Here is an 18,299-nt window from a genome sequence, read left to right on the forward strand (position 1 = left end):
GAAATTATGGGTAAAAATGTTGTTATTCTAGGCACTCAATGGGGTGATGAAGGTAAAGGCAAGGTTGTTGATCTACTAACTGAAGATGTTGCTGCCGTAGTACGTTTTCAGGGTGGTCACAATGCTGGTCATACTTTAGTTATTGATGGTAAAAAGACTGTTTTGCACCTAATACCTTCTGGTATTTTGCGTGAAGGTGTTCAATGTATCATTGGTAATGGTGTTGTTTTGTCTCCTGCCGCTTTGAAAAAAGAGGTGCTTGAGCTTCTAGAGCAAGGTGTTCCAGCGGTAGATCGTTTAAAAATCAGTGCTGCATGTCCTTTGATTCTTCCTTATCACATCGCAATTGATCAGGCTCGTGAGCTTGCTAAAGGTGAGAAGAAAATTGGTACAACAGGCCGTGGTATTGGGCCTGCGTATGAAGATAAAGTTGCTCGTCGTGCCATTCGTGTTGGAGATTTATTGGATTCCGAGCGTTTTGCTACCAAATTAAAAGAAGTACTTGAGTACTATAATTTTGTATTAACTCAGTATCACAAAGTCGATCCTATTTCCTTTGATGAGGTTTATGCGGAAGGCTTGAAAATGGCTGAGTTTCTGCGTCCTATGGTTGCAGATACTATTACTTTATTACATGACCTGCGTAAAGCGGGTAAAAATATCATGTTTGAAGGTGCTCAAGGCTCTTTGTTAGACGTCGATCATGGTACTTATCCATATGTAACGTCTTCAAATACAACAGCAGGTGGCGCACCGGCTGGAACAGGTTTTGGCCCTTTGTATTTGGATTATGTGTTGGGTATTACTAAGGCTTATACGACGCGTGTTGGCTCAGGCCCTTTTCCAACAGAGCTTTTTGATGAAGACGGTGATCGTTTAGGCGAGCGAGGCCATGAATTTGGTGCGACTACTGGTCGCTCTCGTCGTTGTGGTTGGTTTGATGCTGTTGCATTGCGTCACGCGGTTCAAATTAGTTCAGTGTCTGGTATGTGCTTAACAAAATTAGACGTGCTTGATGGCTCTTCCGTTATTAAGGTTTGCGTATCTTATGTAGATGTTAATGGTGTCGCTGTTGCTGGCTCTTTGGTTGATAGTGAAGGTTATGAACAAGCTAAGCCTGTTTATGTCGAGTTGCCTGGTTGGACTGAATCAACTGTTGGTGCTGCAAACTTCGAAGCCTTACCTAAAAATGCTCAAGACTATATTCGTTTCTTGGAAGAGCAGGTTGGTATACCGGTAGATATTATTTCTACAGGTCCTGACCGCAACGAAACAATTGTTATTCGAGATCCTTTTAAGCAGTAAGTTGCATTTATTCGATTATTATTTTTTAAAAAGCCGCTTTTATGCGGCTTTTTTTTGTTTTTTTTGCCATTAAGTTCACCATATTAGTATTCTTTGTAAATAGAGTGAAAAGAGGGGGATTAGTTTATCTAGCGCTAAGGTAATATTTACAATTGAATTTAAGGTGATGTAATTACCTGTTAAATAATGGAAAAATGAGAGGAAATGGTGATGGTTAAGTTATTGCTTGCTGATGATGATGCTCGTTTATCGGATTTAATAAAAGAATACTTTACTGGCGAGGGCTATGACGTAACGCATGCTTGGAATGGTCGTGAGGCATTGGAGTTAATGGCTGCGGATATGCCTGACATTGTTATTCTTGATGTGATGATGCCAGAGTTGGATGGCTTTGAAACATTAAAGCAAATTCGTAATAAAAGTGCTGTACCTGTTATTATGTTAACAGCAAAAGGGGATGATATTGACCGTATTCTTGGGTTAGAAATGGGTGCTGATGATTATTTATCTAAGCCTTTTAATCCGAGAGAGCTACTGGCTCGTATCAAAGCTATTTTGCGTAGAGCAAGTCAGGAGCGTGAAGGAGATCCAACCGCAGATATAGAGCTTTCCGGCGTTTTATTACGACGTAAAGATCGTACGGTTTATTTGGACGGTGAGTTAATTGAGTTAACGACTTCTGAATATACCTTGTTAGAATGTATGTTAATGGCTCCGGGTCAAGTTTTGACTAAGCAGGAGTTATCTGAAAAAGCGCTAGGTCGTAAATTAACTATGTATGATCGTAGTTTGGATATGCATATAAGTAACCTGCGTAAGAAAATTGGTAATTTGGAAAAAGGTGATCCTCGTATTAAAACTGTCCGAGGTGTAGGTTATATTTTTGTATCTGATGAGCAAGGTGCTTAACGTTTTATGAAGAATACTTTTCTGCGCGTATTTCTGGTGGTTTTGCTCTCCAATATTATAGTTGTGAGTATTGGTTTGGGTATGGTTCATTTTATCCAGAAACGTAACCAGGTATCAGCTGATTTATTGGGTGATATAGGTGTTCAGTTAGTGGCGGGGTATGAAAAATTTGGAATTACCTCTCTAGAAACAGAAACAGAAAAGGCTGAGAAAAAACTAGCGGGTACTATTTACCTTTATCAAGAAAATGGACGACCTCTTCTTAAGTCGTTACCTCGGAATTTTAGAGAGGAAAACTCACCGAGCATGGCGAGTCGTCCTGCAGCAGATTTTTTACATAGTCAATTTATTCAGGTAATTGGTGAAAGTAATGTCCAGTACTTATTGATATTTAAGCCCGATCCTAAGATTGATTCTCTTGCGCCGCAGGCTGTTGTTGGATTTTCTTTATTAGGTTTGCTCGTATCTAGTGGTGTTTTGGCTTATTGGTTATTGGGGCCGTTGTTGAAGTTACAGCGTGCAGCTCGCTCTTTCGGTCAGGGGGATATGTCTGCTCGGGTAGAGAATAAACTGGCTAGAAGAAGTGATGCTGTTGGTAAGTTGGCTCGTGAATTTAATGAGATGGCTGTCAGGATTGAAAATTTACTTTCTTCAAAAGAGCGTTTAATGCGAGATGTGTCCCATGAACTAAGGACACCATTGGCAAGGATCGAGGTCGCGCTAACGATCGCAGAGGATAAATATGCGATTGAAGCTCAAAAAGGCTACCTTCATCGTATTCGTACAGAGTTGCATGAGCTGGACGAGTTAATTGGACAAGTTCTCACATTAAGTCGGTTGGAAGAGGCTTCTTTAGTTAAAGAAAAAATGGATCTACAGGAGTGGCTTACTGAAATTGTCGACGATGTGAGTTTTGAGAGTCAGTTAAAGGGAATTAGAGTGACTAAAATAGGCTGTATTCCAAAAATCATATTGGGTGATCCTCTGCAATTACGTCATGCTATAGAGAATGTATTGCGTAATGCCTGCTTTTATTCTGGTAGTGGTGGGGTTATTGAAGTGGAGACAGAAGAAAGGTCTGGTTCTGCTTTTATTTACGTGAGAGATAACGGTCCTGGTGTGTCAGATGATAAGTTGGAAAAAATATTTCATGCCTTTTATCGATCTTCCGAAGCGCGAGGTGCCAATAGTGGGGGGTTTGGTGTTGGTCTTACTATTTCTCAGCGTATTATTCGTGCGCATAAAGGCTCAATCACTGCTTGTAATCGTGAGGTCGGAGGGTTAGAGGTTTGCTTTCAGTTACCATTAGTGTGAGGTTTTGATTTTTAATCTACCTGCCTTTTGAGAAAGCGCTTGTTATTATTTCTAGACATAAGTAATATGCCCCTCGCAAGTTGGCTAGGCAGTCGCCGCTCAATTTATTGAGGGGAGGAAAGTCCGGGCTTCGCAGGGTAAAGTGCCAGGTAACGCCTGGGGGGCGTGAGCCTACGGAAAGTGCAGCAGAAAATAAACCGCCTAAGTAGTTTACTACCGGTAAGGTTGAAATGGTGCGGTAAGAGCGCACCGCGCGACTGGTAACAGTTCGTGGCAAGGTAAACCCCACTTGAAGCAAGACCAAATAGGAACTCTTTGGCGTGACCCGCGCTGAGTTCGGGTAGGTTGCTAAAGACGTGCAGTGATGTACGTATTAGATGAATGACTGTTCACGACAGAACCCGGCTTATCGGCCAACTTGCGATTTTTACTCCCTTTTCTCTTTTTCACTCTGCTATTTATATTTTAAATAGTATGTCTTTTTATTCCTATATTGAATTTTTCTGTAGTGCTTCTCTTTGTTTGTAATTCCTATTTTTGTTTTTAAATTTTAATTAACCGCTATATCAAATAGCGGTTTTTTTATGCCTGTTGTTTTCTTTTTACACTTTTATTCAATTTTTTTTTACAATTTTGATCAATAAGTGTTAGATTGTGGGATAAAGTGTCGATAAGTGGGATATGGCTGTGTTTAGAGGGATTCATCAAGTTAGTGTGGATGTAAAGGGGCGTATGTCGCTTCCTGCACGCTTGCGTGATGAACTCGCTCAATATGACGATGAGGGCGTGGTGGTTACCATAGATCCCGTTTCTCGATGTTTACTGCTTTATCCCTTGTCTGAGTGGGAGTTAATTCAGCAGAAGTTAGATAAGTTACCCACCTTTCAGCCACAGGCCCGTCGACTTCAGCGTCTTTTGGTTGGACACGCAACGGATTTAGAAGTAGATAAAGCTGGACGGATTTTGTTGCCGGCACCTCTGCGAGAGTTTGCTCACTTAGATAAAAAACTCACTATTCTTGGGCAAGGCAAAAAATTAGAAATTTGGAGTCAGGAAGAGTGGGAAACACAGCGAGAAGATTACTTATCTCAAGATGCACTTGAGGATTTACAAATTGAAACCATGATGGATATTTCTTTATGACAAAGACGATGGCAGAACACATAAGCGTCATGCTTAATGAGTCCGTCGATATGCTGGTAACTGATGAAAACGGCCTTTATGTTGATGGTACGTTTGGTCGTGGCGGGCATACTCGTTTGGTTTTAAATCGATTGGAGGGTGGTCGTTTACTTGGCTTCGACAAAGACCCTGTTGCGATTCATCATGGCAAATTGCTAGAACAAGAAGATAGCCGATTCTCGATCGTTCAGGATAGTTTTGCCAATATGGCGGAGCAAATTCCTAACGTGTTCGGTGTTGATAGAGTCGATGGTGTAATGATGGATTTAGGGGTGTCTTCACCGCAAATTGATGATGCTGAACGCGGCTTTAGCTTTATGAATGATGGCCCGCTTGATATGCGAATGAACCCTGATGAAGGCATTAGTGCTGCTGATTGGATCGCAAAAGTAAAAGAAAAAGAATTAGCTGATGTTATGTACCAATTTGGTGAGGAGCGTTTCTCTCGCCGTATAGCAAAAGCTATTTGTGAGTATCGTGCTCATACGCCTATTTTGACAACGCTTCAGCTTTCTAAAGTTGTTGCTGAGGCTAATCCAGCTTGGGAAAAAGGAAAGAATCCAGCAACACGAGCTTTCCAGGGCATCCGAATTTATATCAACAATGAATTAGGTGATTTGGAAACAGGTTTAGAAGCTGCTGTAAGTTCTTTGAAGGTCGGTGGGCGGTTAGTTGTTATTAGTTTTCACTCGCTTGAGGATCGAATTGTAAAGCGTTTCATGAAATTAAAATCTAAAGGGCCTGAGTTGCCACGACACCTTCCTATTCGTAATGATCATCTCAATATTAAATTCAAATCGATAGGGAAGGCCATTAAGCCATCTCAATCAGAAGTTAGTGAGAATGTGCGATCCCGTAGCGCTGTTATGCGAGTGCTGGAGCGAGTAAGTGATTAGGTCGCGATTCTCGCTGCTGATCTTTATTCTCGGTGTTTCGGTATTGGCTGCGGTGTCAATTGCCGTTGTTATCCAGGTTTATGATTTCAGAAAAAACTTTTCTTATCTTCAGACTATGAAGAAAGATGAGGTCGATTATGAGGTTAGGTGGGGGCAGTTATTGCTTGAAGAGAGTGCTCTTACTCAACCTAGTCGTTTAGAGCAAGCGGCAATTAAAGATTTAAATATGCACGCACCATCACAGGATGAATTGGTAATAGTGAAACCATGAATATTGAAAATAGAGTTCACACCCCAGGGAAATGGCGCTTTAGATTCGTTTACGGCATTGCTTTAGTGCTATTTTTTGTTGCAGCTGGGCGGCTCTTTTATTTAACAGCGGTTGATAATGCATTCTTAAAAAATCAAGGTGAAATTCGTGCTGTTAGAACTGAGTCAATTCCTGCTACTCGCGGTATGATTTTAGATCGCCGTGGAGAGCCTTTGGCTGTGAGTACGCCTACATGGACGATAGTCGCCAATCCTAAAACTTTGTGGAAAATGCCAAATGATCCATCCTCTAATACTGGGCCAGAGCAAGAAATAGAGCGTCTTGCAGGTGTTATGGGGGTAGGTCGTGCGTGGTTACAAGAGAAATTTGAAGCAAATAAAGCACGATCCTTTATGTACCTGCGTCGCCAAATAGCACCAAGTGAAGCGGATGTTATAATGGGTGCCAAAATTGTTGGTGTAAGTAAGACCAAAGAATACAAACGATTTTATCCTGCTGGTGAGGTGGCGTCACATGTTGTTGGCTTCACTAATATCGATGATAAGGGGCAAGAGGGTGTTGAGTTAGCTTATGATAAAGCGCTAGAGGGTGAACCAGGTCGTCGTAGCTATGTTAAGGATTTAAGAGGGAATATTATTCGAGGTGTTGGTGTCGATGAAACAGAGCATCCAGGTGAAAATATTGAGTTAAGTATTGATTTAAGATTGCAGTATCTGGCCTATAGAGAGCTTAAAGCGGCTGTCACTGAGCATCGGGCAACGTCAGCATCTGCGGTTATTTTAGATGTCAAAACAGGTGAAGTGTTAGCGATGGTGAATCAACCGTCATATAACCCAAATGATCGTTCTAAGCTCGAATATGAAGAATTACGTAACCGCGCTGTTATTGATTTATTTGAGCCTGGTTCTACGATGAAGCCATTCACTATTTCTGCGGCATTAATGTCTGGTCAATATACGACAGAAACACAAATCAATACGTCTCCTGGTTATTTGCGTTTTGGGCGTTTCACAATACGAGATGCTGCAAATTACGGTGTTATTGATTTTGAAAAATTATTGATTAAGTCCAGTAACGTGGGAGCATCAAAGATAGCCTTGTCTTTACCTCAAGATGCCATCTGGAATATGGATTACGAACTCGGAATTGGCTCTTCTGTAGGTATTGGTTTTCCGGGTGAAGCTTCAGGTGTTTTACCATCTCATCCAAAGTGGCATCCATCAGAGATTGCAACCTTGTCTTATGGTTATGGTTTGTCTGTATCGACATTGCAATTGGCTCAAGCTTATATGACTTTGGCTAATGGTGGTTATCGTGTCCCTGTTACTATTTTTAAACAAGACGTTCCAGCGGATGGTAAACAAGTTATTCCGCGTGAAGTTGCTAAAGATGTTGTGAAAATGATGGAAGCTGTTGTGCAGCGTGGATCGGGTAAGGCTGCACAAATTCCTGGCTATCGCGTGGCAGGTAAGACGGGTACTGTTCATAAAGTAGGGTCGAAAGGCTACGAGTACGATCAATATGTGGCTTTATTTGCCGGTATGGCTCCAGCATCTAATCCTAGGTTAGCAATGGTCGTTATGATTAATGATCCGAAAGGCCGTGAGTATTACGGTGGCGAAGTTGCTGCTCCCGTTTTTTCACGAGTCATGGAGGGGGCATTAACAACACTTAATATTTATCCAGATTTACCTGAAGGGCTTAGGGAAGTGCGCTTGGACCAAAAGAAAGTGCCTTACCAAGTGGTACAAGGTCCCTAAATGCCACAGTTTACTTGTGGGCAATTACTAGAGTTAGCGGGCGATTCCATTCGGGGTGGTCCGCATTCTGATGTTGATGCCTGTGTTGATTATACTCATTTAGAAATTGACAGTCGTAAAGTTGATGCACAAAGTGTATTTTTCGCGTTACCGGGTGTTACTTCTAATGGCTGGGATTATTTAGATAAAGTTGCTTCATTAGGTTGTAGGCTTGCTGTTGTTCCAGCAGGCCTTAATTTACATCACGATACGCTAGAGCTTATCTTTGTTGTTGATCCAGCGAAACTCTTAGTTGCTACTCTTAATAGTTTTTTCGGTCGTATGCCTCAACATATGGTTGCTGTGACAGGAACCAATGGTAAATCTTCAATTTGTTATTATATGGCTCAACTAGCTCAGTCGGTTGGTTTAAGTAGTGGGTTGGTTGGCACTTTCGGCATTGGGCCTTTAGATAACTTATCTGAGGCAACGCAAACAACACCTGATATTCTTTCGCTACACCTTTTATTGATGGGCATGGCTGAAAAAGGAATTGATTTTGTTGCTTTTGAAGCTTCTTCACATGCTTTGGATCAAGGGCGTATTGAAGGTGTTCCTTTTCAAACTGCTGTTTTTTCAAACCTATCTCGTGATCATCTTGATTATCACGGAGATATGCAATCCTATGCGTTAGCAAAGCAGCGTTTATTTACTTTTCCATCTGTTGAACGTTCTGTGTTTTGTTTAGATGATGCTTATGCTTCATTTATGGCGACGGCTGCATCAAATTCTAATTGTTGTTTTTATAGCACGCAAAACCCAACCGCAGGTTTTTACGTTAAAGAGTTATTTTTGGATTCAGTTGGTTGTCATTTTGTTTTGTGTCATCCAGATGGAGAAGAAAAGATTTTTTTGCCTTTATTGGGGCGGTTTAATGTTCAAAATGCATTGGCGGCTTTGGCTAGTCTTTGGGGGGTCGTAAATGATAAGCGCCAACTTATTGATGGGCTTTCTGTATTAAAAGGCGCTCCAGGTCGAATGGATAAAATCGATAAGCCTAATTCACCTCTTGTGGTTGTTGATTTCGCACATACGGCTGATGCTTTGACTGTTGCTTTACAGGCATTGAAAGAGCATACAACGGGAAAACTTATTTGTGTGTTTGGTTGCGGTGGTGATAGAGATAGAGGTAAGCGTTCTCTAATGATGAGTGCTGCCTTAGGCAATTCTGATTTTGTGTGGTTAACATCTGATAATCCTCGCACCGAATCTATTAACCAGATTTTTTCTGATATTTTATTAGGTGTGCCAAACGATGATGGGCTATTTCATTTTGAGCCTGATCGTCGAGTTGCAATACGTGAAGCCATATCTTCTGCAGGTAAAGGTGATGTTATTTTGATTGCAGGCAAGGGGCATGAGAAGTATCAGGATATTCAAGGTATTAAATATCATTTTGATGATAAAGAGGAAGCTTTAAAGGCGTTGGAGTCATATGTTAATTGATCTTACTCTTTTAGATATTGCGCAAGCTTGTGGCGGCGAGTTGATTGGTATTAACCAGGATGTTCGTGTGGTTGTGACTGATACTCGAAAAATAACCTCTGGGTGTGTGTTCGTTGCGTTAAAAGGCGAGCGTTTTGATGGTCATGATTATGCAGTAAAGGCCGTTGAAGAGGGTGCTATTGGTGTTGTGTCAGAGCGAAGTGTTGATGTGCCATCTTATGTTAGGGTTGCAGATACAAGGCTAGCTTATGGTTGTATTGCTCGCCTGATTCGTGACTCATTTAAAGGTCCTGTTGTTTGTATTACAGGCAGTAATGGTAAAACAACTGTAAAGGATTGGCTCGCCCAATCATTTCCGGAAAGAAATGTGTTAAAAACACGCGCTAATTTAAATAATAAGATCGGTGTTCCGCAAACGTTACTTGAATTAGAGCGTTGTCATGATATTGCAGTCATCGAAGCTGGAACTAGTATTCCAGGAGAGATTGAGTGTTTAGCTGATATTGCTTTTCCTGATGTTGTTGTATTGACGAATGCCAGTGGTAGTCACTTTGAAGGCTTTGGAAGCCTTGAAGGGATTGCTCTAGAAAAAGGCTGCCTTATTTCAGGCGCAAAACCTGATGCGACAATTATTTTAAATGCAGATGATGGCTTTTATCATTATTGGTGCTCCTTGGTAGGCGTAAGAAGAGTTCTTTCTTTTGGCTTTCATGAAAGAGCAGATCTTTATGCGTTTGATTTGGTGTTGGGTGCTAAATCAAGTTCCGCTATGTTCAGTTATAAAGGTGAAATATTACCTGTTTTGGTATCTGGAGCAGGAAAACATCAAGTGGCTAATAGTATGGCAGTTGTTTTGGCTATGCTTTCTGTTGGTGTGGAGTTTCAAGCGGCAGTGCAAAAGTTAGCAATTCCAGTTCTTGTTTCAGGACGATTAGAGCGTCTTGTAACAAAAAATGGAGCTCTCTTAATTAATGATTGTTACAATGCGAGCCCAACGTCGGTTGAGGCTGCAATTGATGTTCTTACAATGCAATCGGTTGAAGAAACATGGTTGATTCTAGGTGCTCTAGGCGAGTTGGGTGAGCAGCGGGACAGTATTCACAAAGGACTAGGAATATATGCTAAACGAAAGGGCATTTCTCATCTAGTATGTGTGGGTTCTGTGGCTGGTTTGGCTGGTGCTGCTTTTAGAGATAGGGGCGGCGATGCTATGTTTTGTGATACACATGAGGAGGCGGCGGCATTGGTTCGCACGCTTGGAAAAACACACGCCATTTTAGTTAAGGGTTCTCGTTCAGCTAAAATGGAAAATGTTATTGAAGCATTAAAATAATTAGGATATTCCTTACCGATGTTACTTCTGCTAACGGCTTATTTAAGTAAGTATTACACGTTTTTTACTGTATTTGACTATTTGTCTCTCCGCGCGATTTTAGGTGTTCTTACCGCATTGGCTATATCGCTTTTGATAGGTAACAAAGTAATTACTTTATTACAGCGTTTGCAAATAGGTCAGTCCGTTCGAGATGATGGCCCTCAATCACATTTATCGAAAGCGGGCACGCCAACAATGGGCGGAGCTTTGATTATTTTTTCAATTTCTATTAGTACATTGTTATGGGGCGATCTAAGTAATAAGTACGTTTGGGTGGTTTTATTGGTGATGCTATCGTTTGGTCTGGTTGGCTGGGTTGATGACTACCGAAAAGTAGTACAGAAAAATTCTCGTGGACTTCCGGGGAAATGGAAATATTTGTGGCAAAGCGTGTTTGGTTTGGCCGCTGCATTGTATCTTTATTATACGGCAAGTACTCCAGCTGAAACCACGTTAATTGTCCCTTTATTTAAAGATGTTGCTATTCCGTTGGGTGCGTTTTTTGTTGTGCTTACTTACTTTGTCATCGTTGGTACGAGTAACGCAGTAAATTTAACAGATGGTTTAGATGGTTTAGCCATTTTACCAACAGTTTTAGTTGGTGGTGCATTGGGTGTATTTGCCTACTTAACTGGTAATATTCGCTTCGCAGATTATTTGCTTATTCCTTATGTTGAAGGGTCTGGCGAATTGTTGGTGTTTTGTGCTGCTTTGGCTGGCGCTGGTTTGGGGTTCTTATGGTTTAACACTTACCCTGCTCAAATATTTATGGGTGATGTTGGATCGTTAGCTCTAGGGGCTGCATTGGGTGTCATTGCTGTTATTGTTCGTCAAGAGTTGGTGTTGTTTATTATGGGTGGTGTTTTCGTAATGGAGACAGTGTCTGTTATTTTGCAGGTTGCTTCTTATAAGCTAACAAAGCGACGAATTTTTAGAATGGCTCCCATTCACCATCACTTTGAACTGAAAGGCTGGGCTGAGCCTAAAGTTATTGTGCGTTTTTGGATTATCACGGTTTGTCTTGTATTGGTTGGTTTTGCTACTTTAAAAGTACGTTAGGGGTTTTACATGTCGTTGATCGGGTCAGATCGGGTAAGAGCCGTTGTAGGCTTGGGTGCGACAGGTTTATCTTGCGTACGTTTTTTAGCGAGCAAAGGGTTAGACTTTTTTGTGGTGGATTCACGTGATAATCCACCAGGTCTAGACCAGGCAAAATTGCTTTGCCCTAGTGATAAAATATTCACTGGTGATTTGTCGATACTTGAAACGCTTGGCGTGACTGAACTATACGTTAGTCCTGGTGTAGCTTTGCGTACTCCTGTATTGGCTCGCTTGGCTGAACGTGGCGTAAGTATGCGTGGCGATATTGACTTGTTTTGTGATTATGTTGATGCTCCATTTGTTGCTATTACTGGCTCTAATGCGAAAAGTACTGTGACAACACTGGTCGCTTTGTTGCTTCAAGCTTGCGGAAAAAATGCAAAAGCGGGTGGTAACTTAGGTCCAGCTGCTCTAGAACTCCTTTCTCCTAATACTGATTTTTACATACTTGAATTATCTAGTTTTCAGCTTGAAACAACGAATGCGTTGCAGGCTGATTTAGCGTGCCTTTTGAATGTTTCCGAAGATCACATGGATCGATATGATAGCTTCTATGAGTATCAGCGTGTAAAGCAAAAGGTTTATCGAGGCTGTAAGGCTGCGGTCTGTAACAAGCAGGATATATTAACGGCGCCTCTCTTAGCAGAAGGGGTTCCTGTTCGATCCTTTACCACCAAAAGTCCTGATTTAAAAGAATTTGGTATGCTTGCAGATGGTGATGGAGCATGGCTCTGCCGTGGTGTTGAGCGTCTCTACCATACATCTCAGATAGCCTTAAAGGGTTCACATAATTATGCCAATGTTTTGGCCTCTTTGGCGATACTGGAGCTGCTTGGTATTGATATTCTTTCTGACGGTGTTGGTAAGGTTTTAAGTGATTTTTGTGGCTTGTCCCACCGTTGTGAAACGGTTCGAAATTATCGTGGTGCAGCTTTTATTAATGACTCGAAAGGTACAAATGTAGGGGCTACATTAGCTGCTTTGCAAGGTTTAGGCTCAGTATCCAATAAAAATATACTGCTTATTGCTGGCGGTGAAGGTAAAGGGGCTGATTTTAGCGATCTGATTAAGCCTGTCTCAAATTTTGTGCGCATTGTTTATTTATTTGGTAAGGATGCTGATCGTATTGCTGAAACGCTATCGGGTGATACTGAAATTAAGCGTTTTGACACATTGGATCAAATCGTGATGAGCGCGGCCAATGAAGTGAAAGAAGGAGACATTGTTTTGTTTTCACCTGCTTGTGCAAGCTTAGACATGTACAAGAATTATGAACTTCGTGGAGAGCACTTTGTTAGTTTGGTATCTGCCTTATGATATGGATGAAAATGTTTGACCCAGTCTCCTTTCGTGAGTTCTCTAGAGTGGATTCAATATTTATTGCTGCAGTTGTTTCTATTTTAGCATTAGGGATTGTGATGGTGTCTAGTGCATCGATCTCTATTTCAGAAAGCATTCATGGTCATCCTTACTTCTTCATGATTCGACAAGGTTTCTACCTTATTTTGGGTGCGTTTTTTGGTTGGGTGTTGCTTTCTTTACCAACTAAACAGTTGCAAAAATGGGGCATTTTGATGATGCTTTTTTCCCTTGTGCTATTGATTTTGGTTCTTTTGCCCGGTATTGGAAAGAGTGTGAATGGCAGCCGTCGGTGGATTAATTTAGTTGTATTTAACCTACAGGCTTCCGAAGTGGCTAAAGTATGCATGGTCGTTTATGTGTCGGGTTATTTGGTGCGTCGTGCTGATCGAGTGCGAGAGGGTTGGGCGGGTTTTGTACTCCCGCTCTTTCTCTGTAGCATTTTTCTACTTTTCTTATTGTTTGAACCTGATTTTGGTGCGTCAGTTGTATTGCTTGGTACTGTAATGGTGTTGCTTTTTTTAGGTGGCGCACCGTTATATCAGTTTCTGCTCTTAATGATGGCTGCAGTCGCTATGATGGGGGTTGTTGCTATTTCAGAGAGTTATCGATTAAAGAGATTAATGAACTTCACAAACCCTTGGGCTGATCCTTTTAATGAAGGTTACCAGTTGAGTCAGGCGTTAATCGCTTATGGTCGTGGTGAATGGTTTGGTTTGGGGCTAGGGAACAGTGTTCAGAAGTTGTCTTATTTACCTGAAGCTCATACAGATTTTGTGTTTTCTATTTGGGTTGAAGAGGCTGGCATGTTTGGTGGCCTGCTTTTGATTTTTCTGTTCGCTGTAATGCTAGCTCGTGCTTTTAAGATTGGACATAAAGCAATGCTTCTATCTCGTCCTTTTGCTGCTTATATGTGTTTTGGTTTCTCGATTCTTATTTTGGCTCAGGTAATTATTAATATTGGTGTGAATACAGGTTTCTTGCCAACTAAAGGTTTAACGCTGCCTCTTATTAGTTATGGTGGTAGTAGTTTAATTATCACTCTTGGAAGTTTATTTGTTGTTGCTCGTGTTGATATTGAAAATCGTCGGGCTGAAAAAGATCTGGGCACTGGTGATGTGGACGAAATAAAAGAGAGTGTGAAATGAGCGATGTTAAAAAAGTCATTGTTATGGCTGGCGGAACGGGTGGGCATATTTACCCGGCGCTGGCTTGTGCTCAAAGTTTTAAAGAAAAAAATATTGCAGTTGAGTGGTTGGGTTCAAAAGGCGGCATGGAAGAAAAATTGGTGCCAGAGAATGACATTACTATGCACTCTTTATCAATTAAAGGCGTAAGAGGAAAAGGTGTTGTTGGATTATTGGCTGCACCTTTTAGGATCTTACATGCAATAGGCCAAGCTATTGCAGTTTTACAAAAAACAAAACCAGATGTCGTATTGGGGATGGGAGGATTTGTTGCCGGACCAGGCGGTGTGGCGGCTCGAATCTTAGGTATTCCCTTGGTTATTCACGAGCAAAATGCGGTCGCTGGAACAACCAATAGATTACTGGCAAAAATTGCTAGTTTAAAGCTGCAAGCTTTTGACAGTGCTTTACCGAAAGGGATTACGGTCGGTAATCCAATTCGAGGTGATATTTTAAAGCAACAGGTTCGTGCCTCAAGAGACGGTTCTGCTCGACCTTTGCGTTTACTTGTTGTTGGTGGCAGCTTGGGGGCGAAGGCGATTAATGATGTCATACCTCAAGTGTTAAGAAATTGGTCCTTTTCACAGCGTTTAGATGTTTGGCATCAAACGGGTGTGAAAAACTTTGGTGATGTGTCGAATCTTTATAAAGACGCTCAGGTTGAAGCTCGTGTTGACGCATATTTAGATAATATGGATCAAGCCTATTATTGGGCTGATATTGTTTTATGTCGTGCTGGCGCTATGACAGTGAGTGAATTAGCTATTGCTGGATTACCTTCTATTTTAGTGCCTTATCCCTATGCAATAGATAATCATCAGACTGAAAATGCACGTTATTTAGAAAAGGTTGGCGGCGCCTATTTACTGCCTCAATCACAGCTTACGTGTGAAAAAATCCTGTCTTTACTTTCAATGTTTGTAGAAAATGAAGACACATTATTAAAAATGGGAGCTCAGGCAAAAGCAGTGGCTCACCCAGATGCGACGAGAGATGTCGTTGCACACTGTTTAAGGTTAATGAAATTATGATTGATAACAAAGTTCAGTACGACATTCCTACTATGCGCCGTATACAAAATATTCATTTCATTGGTATTGGTGGAGTTGGTATGTGTGGCATTGCTGAAGTGCTTCATAATCAAGGGTATAAGGTTTCTGGATCTGACCTCAATGGTTCTTCTGTTACAGAGCGTTTGGAAGGTCTGGGGATTAAAGTTTATCTTGGGCATTTGGAAGAAAACGTTTACGACGCGCATGTTATTGTCGTTTCTACTGCTATCAATGAAAAAAACCCAGAAATAATTTGGGGGAAAGAGCATCGTATACCTATCGTCCGTAGGGCTGAAATGCTAGCTGAATTAATGCGTTACCGACATGGTATTGCGGTTGCTGGTACACACGGAAAAACGACAACGACAAGTTTGATGGCTTCTGTTTTAGCTGCAACAGGTGAGGCGCCAACATTTGTAATTGGTGGTCGTCTAACGAGTGCTGGAGCTAACGCTCAATTAGGTAGTAGTTCGTATCTTGTTGCAGAAGCGGATGAGAGTGATGCATCGTTCCTTCACCTGCAACCTCAAACCGTGATTGTGACAAATATTGATGAAGATCATATGGACACTTATGGTGGTGATTTTGAAAAGGTAAAGCATACCTTTATTGAATTCATACATAATCTGCCGTTTTATGGTTTGGCTGTGTTGTGTGTTGATGATGAAAATATTCGAGAGATATTGCCTTCTTTAAGTCGTCCGGTGTTGACTTACGGTATTGAGCAAGAGGCTGATTTTTACGCAACGGATATTGTTCAAACCGGCCGTTTTTGTGAGTTTTTAGCTCATCGACCTGAAGGAAAGCCATTGAAAATTCGTCTTCCTATGCCAGGGATTCATAATGTCCTGAATGCACTTTCTACTATTGCGGTAGCAACGGATTTAGGTGTCGATTCGACCGCGATTCAAGTTGGCTTGATGGGCTTTGAGGGCGTAGGGCGTCGCTTCCAAGAGCAGAAACCTTTAACCCTTCCAAATGGTTCTGATGTGATGTTTGTTGATGACTATGGTCATCATCCAAGTGAGGTTCTTGCAACTATCAAGGCAATTAGGGCTGGTTGGCCTGAAAAACGTTTAGTGATGGTGTATCAGCCGCATCGCTATACACGAACGCGTGATTTGTATGAAGATTTTGTACGAGTGTTGTCACAAGTTGATGTATTACTTTTATTAGACGTTTATGCAGCAGGTGAAACTCCGATTAATGGTGCTGATAGTCGCTCTTTGTGCGGCAGTATTCGCCAGCGCGGCAATGTTGACCCTATTCATGTGGGCAGTGAGACTGACTTGCGGTCTATCTTGAGTAATGTATTGCGTGAAGGTGATTTGTTTATTACTCAAGGGGCGGGTGATATTGGTACTGTGTCTAAGAACCTATCAGTGAGTGGGGTTTAATGTGTCGAATACGTTAAAAGAATCTGTAATAGCTGTCATTTATGGCGGTCGTTCTGCTGAACGCGATGTTTCATTGTTGAGTGGGCCTTTGGTTATAGGTGGCTTGCGTGCGAACGGCTATCAAGTTGTTGAAATCGACTTATACGGGCCGCAGAAAAATTTAAATCCAGTAACTCAATTACAATCTATTGAATTTGATTTTGCCTTTATTGCGCTCCATGGTGGAGAAGGTGAAGATGGCCGAGTGCAGGCGCTACTGGAGATGCTAGGTAAGCCTTACACGGGCAGCTCACCATTAGCTTGTGGTTTGGCAATGGATAAAGTTCTAACCAAGCGCTTTTGGCATGGCGTTGGAATACCTACACCTGCTTATTTGTCTTTTGTTGATCAAGTAAATTCAGCTGTTATTGAAGAGGCCATGTCTTATCCCATGATTGTAAAGCCTTCTAGAGAGGGTTCGACAATAGGTATTAATAAAGCAACTAATCGAGCTGAGCTTGATGCTGCCCTTTTAAAAGCGTTGGAATATGACTCCGATATATTGGTGGAGGAGTTTATAGATGGCCCAGAATTTACAGTTACGATTATTGATGATGTTGCCTACCCTGCAATTGGTTTAAAAGCTTCTCCAGATCATGCGCTTTATGATTATGAAGCGAAATATATTGCAGATGATACTGAGTATTTGTTGCCGTGCGGCCTAAATGAAGATGATGAAAATGAACTTCAAATGTTAGCCCTTGATGCTTATCGCTCTCTAGGGTGCTCAGGCTGGGGGAGAGTTGATGTTATGCGTGATCAGTTAGGTGTTTTTTGGGTGTTAGAGGTGAATACTGCACCAGGCATGACATCTCATAGTTTGGTGCCTATGGCGGCCAATTATGTCGGTATTGATTATGCTTCATTAGTCGAGAAAATCGCTCAGAATGCTTGGTTAAAAGTAGGGCGTAGGTAATTTATGAGGATGGCTGCGCTAATCGGAGCGATTCTATTAGTCTTAGTCGCTACTTTTCAAGGAAATGATTCGTTTGATCGCTGGCTTGTTATTAAAAATATCGAGATTAAGGGGGATCTTAAATACGTAACAAAAGATGAATTGGAGTTGGATTATTCTACATTACTTGGTTTAAACCTTTTTAGTGTTTCGGTTGCTGACATATTAACTATTGTAGAGTCGTCTGAATGGGTTGAAAGTGCAGAAGTTCGTAAAGTTTGGCCAAATACATTGCAGGTGCTTGTTCATGAGCATACACCTCTAGCATACTGGGGAGATAGGCAGCTAGTTTCCACTTCGGCGGTTGTTATTGAGCCTAAAAGTGTACCTAAATTGCCGCTTCCTAGACTTTATGGGCCTTATGACTCTAGTGATGTTGTGCTTGAACAATTCGGTCTAATTAGCCAAGTGTTGGCATCGTCTTCTTTGCGCATCAATACACTTACTTTAGAAGCAAGAGGGGCATGGAGTATCATCTTTACGAATGGTGTTAGGGTTAAGTTGGGTCGAGAGGAGATTTTAGATAGATTACAACGCTTTATAGCGGTGTATAAAAGCGATTTATCGGGTAGAATAGAAAAAATTACATCAGTTGACGCGCGCTACCCTCATGGGGTTGCGGTAGGTTGGGAAAAAAATAAATAATGTTGGCCTGTTTGTTGCTTTTATTTAAGTAACTAAATGAGAATTATTATGCAAAACGCAATACCGG

The 18,299-nt window shown here is 41.5% G+C and carries 16 protein-coding genes and 1 other RNA gene; all 17 read left to right on the forward strand.

What is annotated here, in order from left to right:
• Positions 1-6: 6 nt before the first annotated feature.
• The 17 genes from IF202_RS05065 to IF202_RS05145 all read left to right on the forward strand — a co-directional run bounded on the left by IF202_RS05065 (position 7) and on the right by IF202_RS05145 (position 18,232).
• Positions 7-1,305, forward strand: a complete 1,299-nt coding sequence (locus tag IF202_RS05065; protein WP_191593846.1) for an adenylosuccinate synthase — start codon at positions 7-9, stop codon at positions 1,303-1,305.
• Between the two features lie 210 nt (positions 1,306-1,515).
• A complete protein-coding gene (locus tag IF202_RS05070; protein ID WP_191593757.1) occupies positions 1,516-2,214 on the forward strand; it encodes a response regulator transcription factor in 699 nt (232 codons plus the stop codon).
• Positions 2,215-2,220: 6 nt separating this feature from the next.
• Entirely contained in the window at positions 2,221-3,528 is a 1,308-nt protein-coding gene (locus tag IF202_RS05075) for a HAMP domain-containing sensor histidine kinase (RefSeq protein ID WP_191593758.1), read from the forward strand.
• A 76-nt stretch (positions 3,529-3,604) separates the two neighbouring features.
• Positions 3,605-3,953, forward strand: an RNA gene (rnpB, locus tag IF202_RS05080) — RNase P RNA component class A.
• Between the two features lie 262 nt (positions 3,954-4,215).
• Positions 4,216-4,671 carry a division/cell wall cluster transcriptional repressor MraZ gene (mraZ, locus tag IF202_RS05085; RefSeq protein ID WP_191593847.1) on the forward strand — a complete coding sequence of 152 codons (456 nt, stop codon included), beginning with the start codon at positions 4,216-4,218 and terminating at the stop codon, positions 4,669-4,671.
• Positions 4,668-5,606, forward strand: coding sequence for a 16S rRNA (cytosine(1402)-N(4))-methyltransferase RsmH (gene rsmH, locus IF202_RS05090; RefSeq protein WP_191593759.1), 939 nt, complete (start codon positions 4,668-4,670; stop codon positions 5,604-5,606). The genes mraZ and rsmH overlap by 4 nt, the downstream gene beginning before the upstream one ends.
• Positions 5,599-5,877 (forward strand): cell division protein FtsL, encoded by a 279-nt coding sequence (gene ftsL / locus IF202_RS05095; RefSeq protein WP_191593760.1) that lies wholly within the window; start codon positions 5,599-5,601, stop codon positions 5,875-5,877. Before rsmH ends, ftsL begins: the two co-directional genes overlap by 8 nt.
• Entirely contained in the window at positions 5,874-7,637 is a 1,764-nt protein-coding gene (locus IF202_RS05100) for a peptidoglycan D,D-transpeptidase FtsI family protein (RefSeq protein WP_191593761.1), read from the forward strand. The genes ftsL and IF202_RS05100 overlap by 4 nt, the downstream gene beginning before the upstream one ends.
• A complete protein-coding gene (locus IF202_RS05105) occupies positions 7,638-9,122 on the forward strand; it encodes a UDP-N-acetylmuramoyl-L-alanyl-D-glutamate--2,6-diaminopimelate ligase (RefSeq protein ID WP_191593762.1) in 1,485 nt (494 codons plus the stop codon).
• Positions 9,112-10,455 (forward strand): UDP-N-acetylmuramoyl-tripeptide--D-alanyl-D-alanine ligase, encoded by a 1,344-nt coding sequence (locus tag IF202_RS05110; RefSeq protein ID WP_191593763.1) that lies wholly within the window; start codon positions 9,112-9,114, stop codon positions 10,453-10,455. The genes IF202_RS05105 and IF202_RS05110 overlap by 11 nt, the downstream gene beginning before the upstream one ends.
• 18 nt (positions 10,456-10,473) lie before the next feature.
• The gene (gene mraY, locus IF202_RS05115; RefSeq protein WP_191593764.1) at positions 10,474-11,556 is read left to right on the forward strand and encodes a phospho-N-acetylmuramoyl-pentapeptide-transferase; all 1,083 of its coding nucleotides are present in this window, start codon (positions 10,474-10,476) and stop codon (positions 11,554-11,556) included.
• 9 nt (positions 11,557-11,565) lie between these two features.
• Entirely contained in the window at positions 11,566-12,915 is a 1,350-nt protein-coding gene (murD, locus tag IF202_RS05120) for a UDP-N-acetylmuramoyl-L-alanine--D-glutamate ligase (protein ID WP_191593765.1), read from the forward strand.
• Positions 12,912-14,105 carry a putative lipid II flippase FtsW gene (gene ftsW / locus IF202_RS05125; RefSeq protein ID WP_191593766.1) on the forward strand — a complete coding sequence of 398 codons (1,194 nt, stop codon included), beginning with the start codon at positions 12,912-12,914 and terminating at the stop codon, positions 14,103-14,105. The genes murD and ftsW overlap by 4 nt, the downstream gene beginning before the upstream one ends.
• On the forward strand, positions 14,102-15,175 hold the full coding sequence (gene murG / locus IF202_RS05130) for an undecaprenyldiphospho-muramoylpentapeptide beta-N-acetylglucosaminyltransferase (RefSeq protein WP_191593767.1): 1,074 nt from the start codon (positions 14,102-14,104) through the stop codon (positions 15,173-15,175). Before ftsW ends, murG begins: the two co-directional genes overlap by 4 nt.
• A complete protein-coding gene (gene murC, locus IF202_RS05135; protein ID WP_191593768.1) occupies positions 15,172-16,593 on the forward strand; it encodes a UDP-N-acetylmuramate--L-alanine ligase in 1,422 nt (473 codons plus the stop codon). The genes murG and murC overlap by 4 nt, the downstream gene beginning before the upstream one ends.
• A 1-nt stretch (position 16,594) precedes the next feature.
• Positions 16,595-17,548: a D-alanine--D-alanine ligase gene (locus IF202_RS05140; RefSeq protein ID WP_191593769.1), complete on the forward strand. Its 954-nt coding sequence runs from the start codon at positions 16,595-16,597 to the stop codon at positions 17,546-17,548.
• 9 nt (positions 17,549-17,557) lie between these two features.
• A complete protein-coding gene (locus IF202_RS05145; RefSeq protein ID WP_235963270.1) occupies positions 17,558-18,232 on the forward strand; it encodes a cell division protein FtsQ/DivIB in 675 nt (224 codons plus the stop codon).
• Positions 18,233-18,299: the final 67 nt, after the last annotated feature.

It is taken from the genome of Marinomonas colpomeniae (genome assembly GCF_014803385.1).
Lineage (GTDB): Bacteria > Pseudomonadota > Gammaproteobacteria > Pseudomonadales > Marinomonadaceae > Marinomonas > Marinomonas colpomeniae.

Bases quoted from the DNA above. Each gene is read 5' to 3' on its own strand.
- IF202_RS05065 (WP_191593846.1), top strand. From the start codon at position 7: ATGGGTAAAAATGTTGTTATTCTAGGCACTCAATGGGGTGATGAAGGT.
- IF202_RS05070 (WP_191593757.1), top strand. From the start codon at position 1,516: ATGGTTAAGTTATTGCTTGCTGATGATGATGCTCGTTTATCGGATTTA.
- IF202_RS05075 (WP_191593758.1), top strand. From the start codon at position 2,221: ATGAAGAATACTTTTCTGCGCGTATTTCTGGTGGTTTTGCTCTCCAAT.
- rsmH (WP_191593759.1), top strand. From the start codon at position 4,668: ATGACAAAGACGATGGCAGAACACATAAGCGTCATGCTTAATGAGTCC.
- IF202_RS05100 (WP_191593761.1), top strand. From the start codon at position 5,874: ATGAATATTGAAAATAGAGTTCACACCCCAGGGAAATGGCGCTTTAGA.
- IF202_RS05105 (WP_191593762.1), top strand. From the start codon at position 7,638: ATGCCACAGTTTACTTGTGGGCAATTACTAGAGTTAGCGGGCGATTCC.
- IF202_RS05110 (WP_191593763.1), top strand. From the start codon at position 9,112: ATGTTAATTGATCTTACTCTTTTAGATATTGCGCAAGCTTGTGGCGGC.
- mraY (WP_191593764.1), top strand. From the start codon at position 10,474: ATGTTACTTCTGCTAACGGCTTATTTAAGTAAGTATTACACGTTTTTT.
- murD (WP_191593765.1), top strand. From the start codon at position 11,566: ATGTCGTTGATCGGGTCAGATCGGGTAAGAGCCGTTGTAGGCTTGGGT.
- ftsW (WP_191593766.1), top strand. From the start codon at position 12,912: ATGATATGGATGAAAATGTTTGACCCAGTCTCCTTTCGTGAGTTCTCT.
- murG (WP_191593767.1), top strand. From the start codon at position 14,102: ATGAGCGATGTTAAAAAAGTCATTGTTATGGCTGGCGGAACGGGTGGG.
- murC (WP_191593768.1), top strand. From the start codon at position 15,172: ATGATTGATAACAAAGTTCAGTACGACATTCCTACTATGCGCCGTATA.
- IF202_RS05145 (WP_235963270.1), top strand. From the start codon at position 17,558: ATGGCTGCGCTAATCGGAGCGATTCTATTAGTCTTAGTCGCTACTTTT.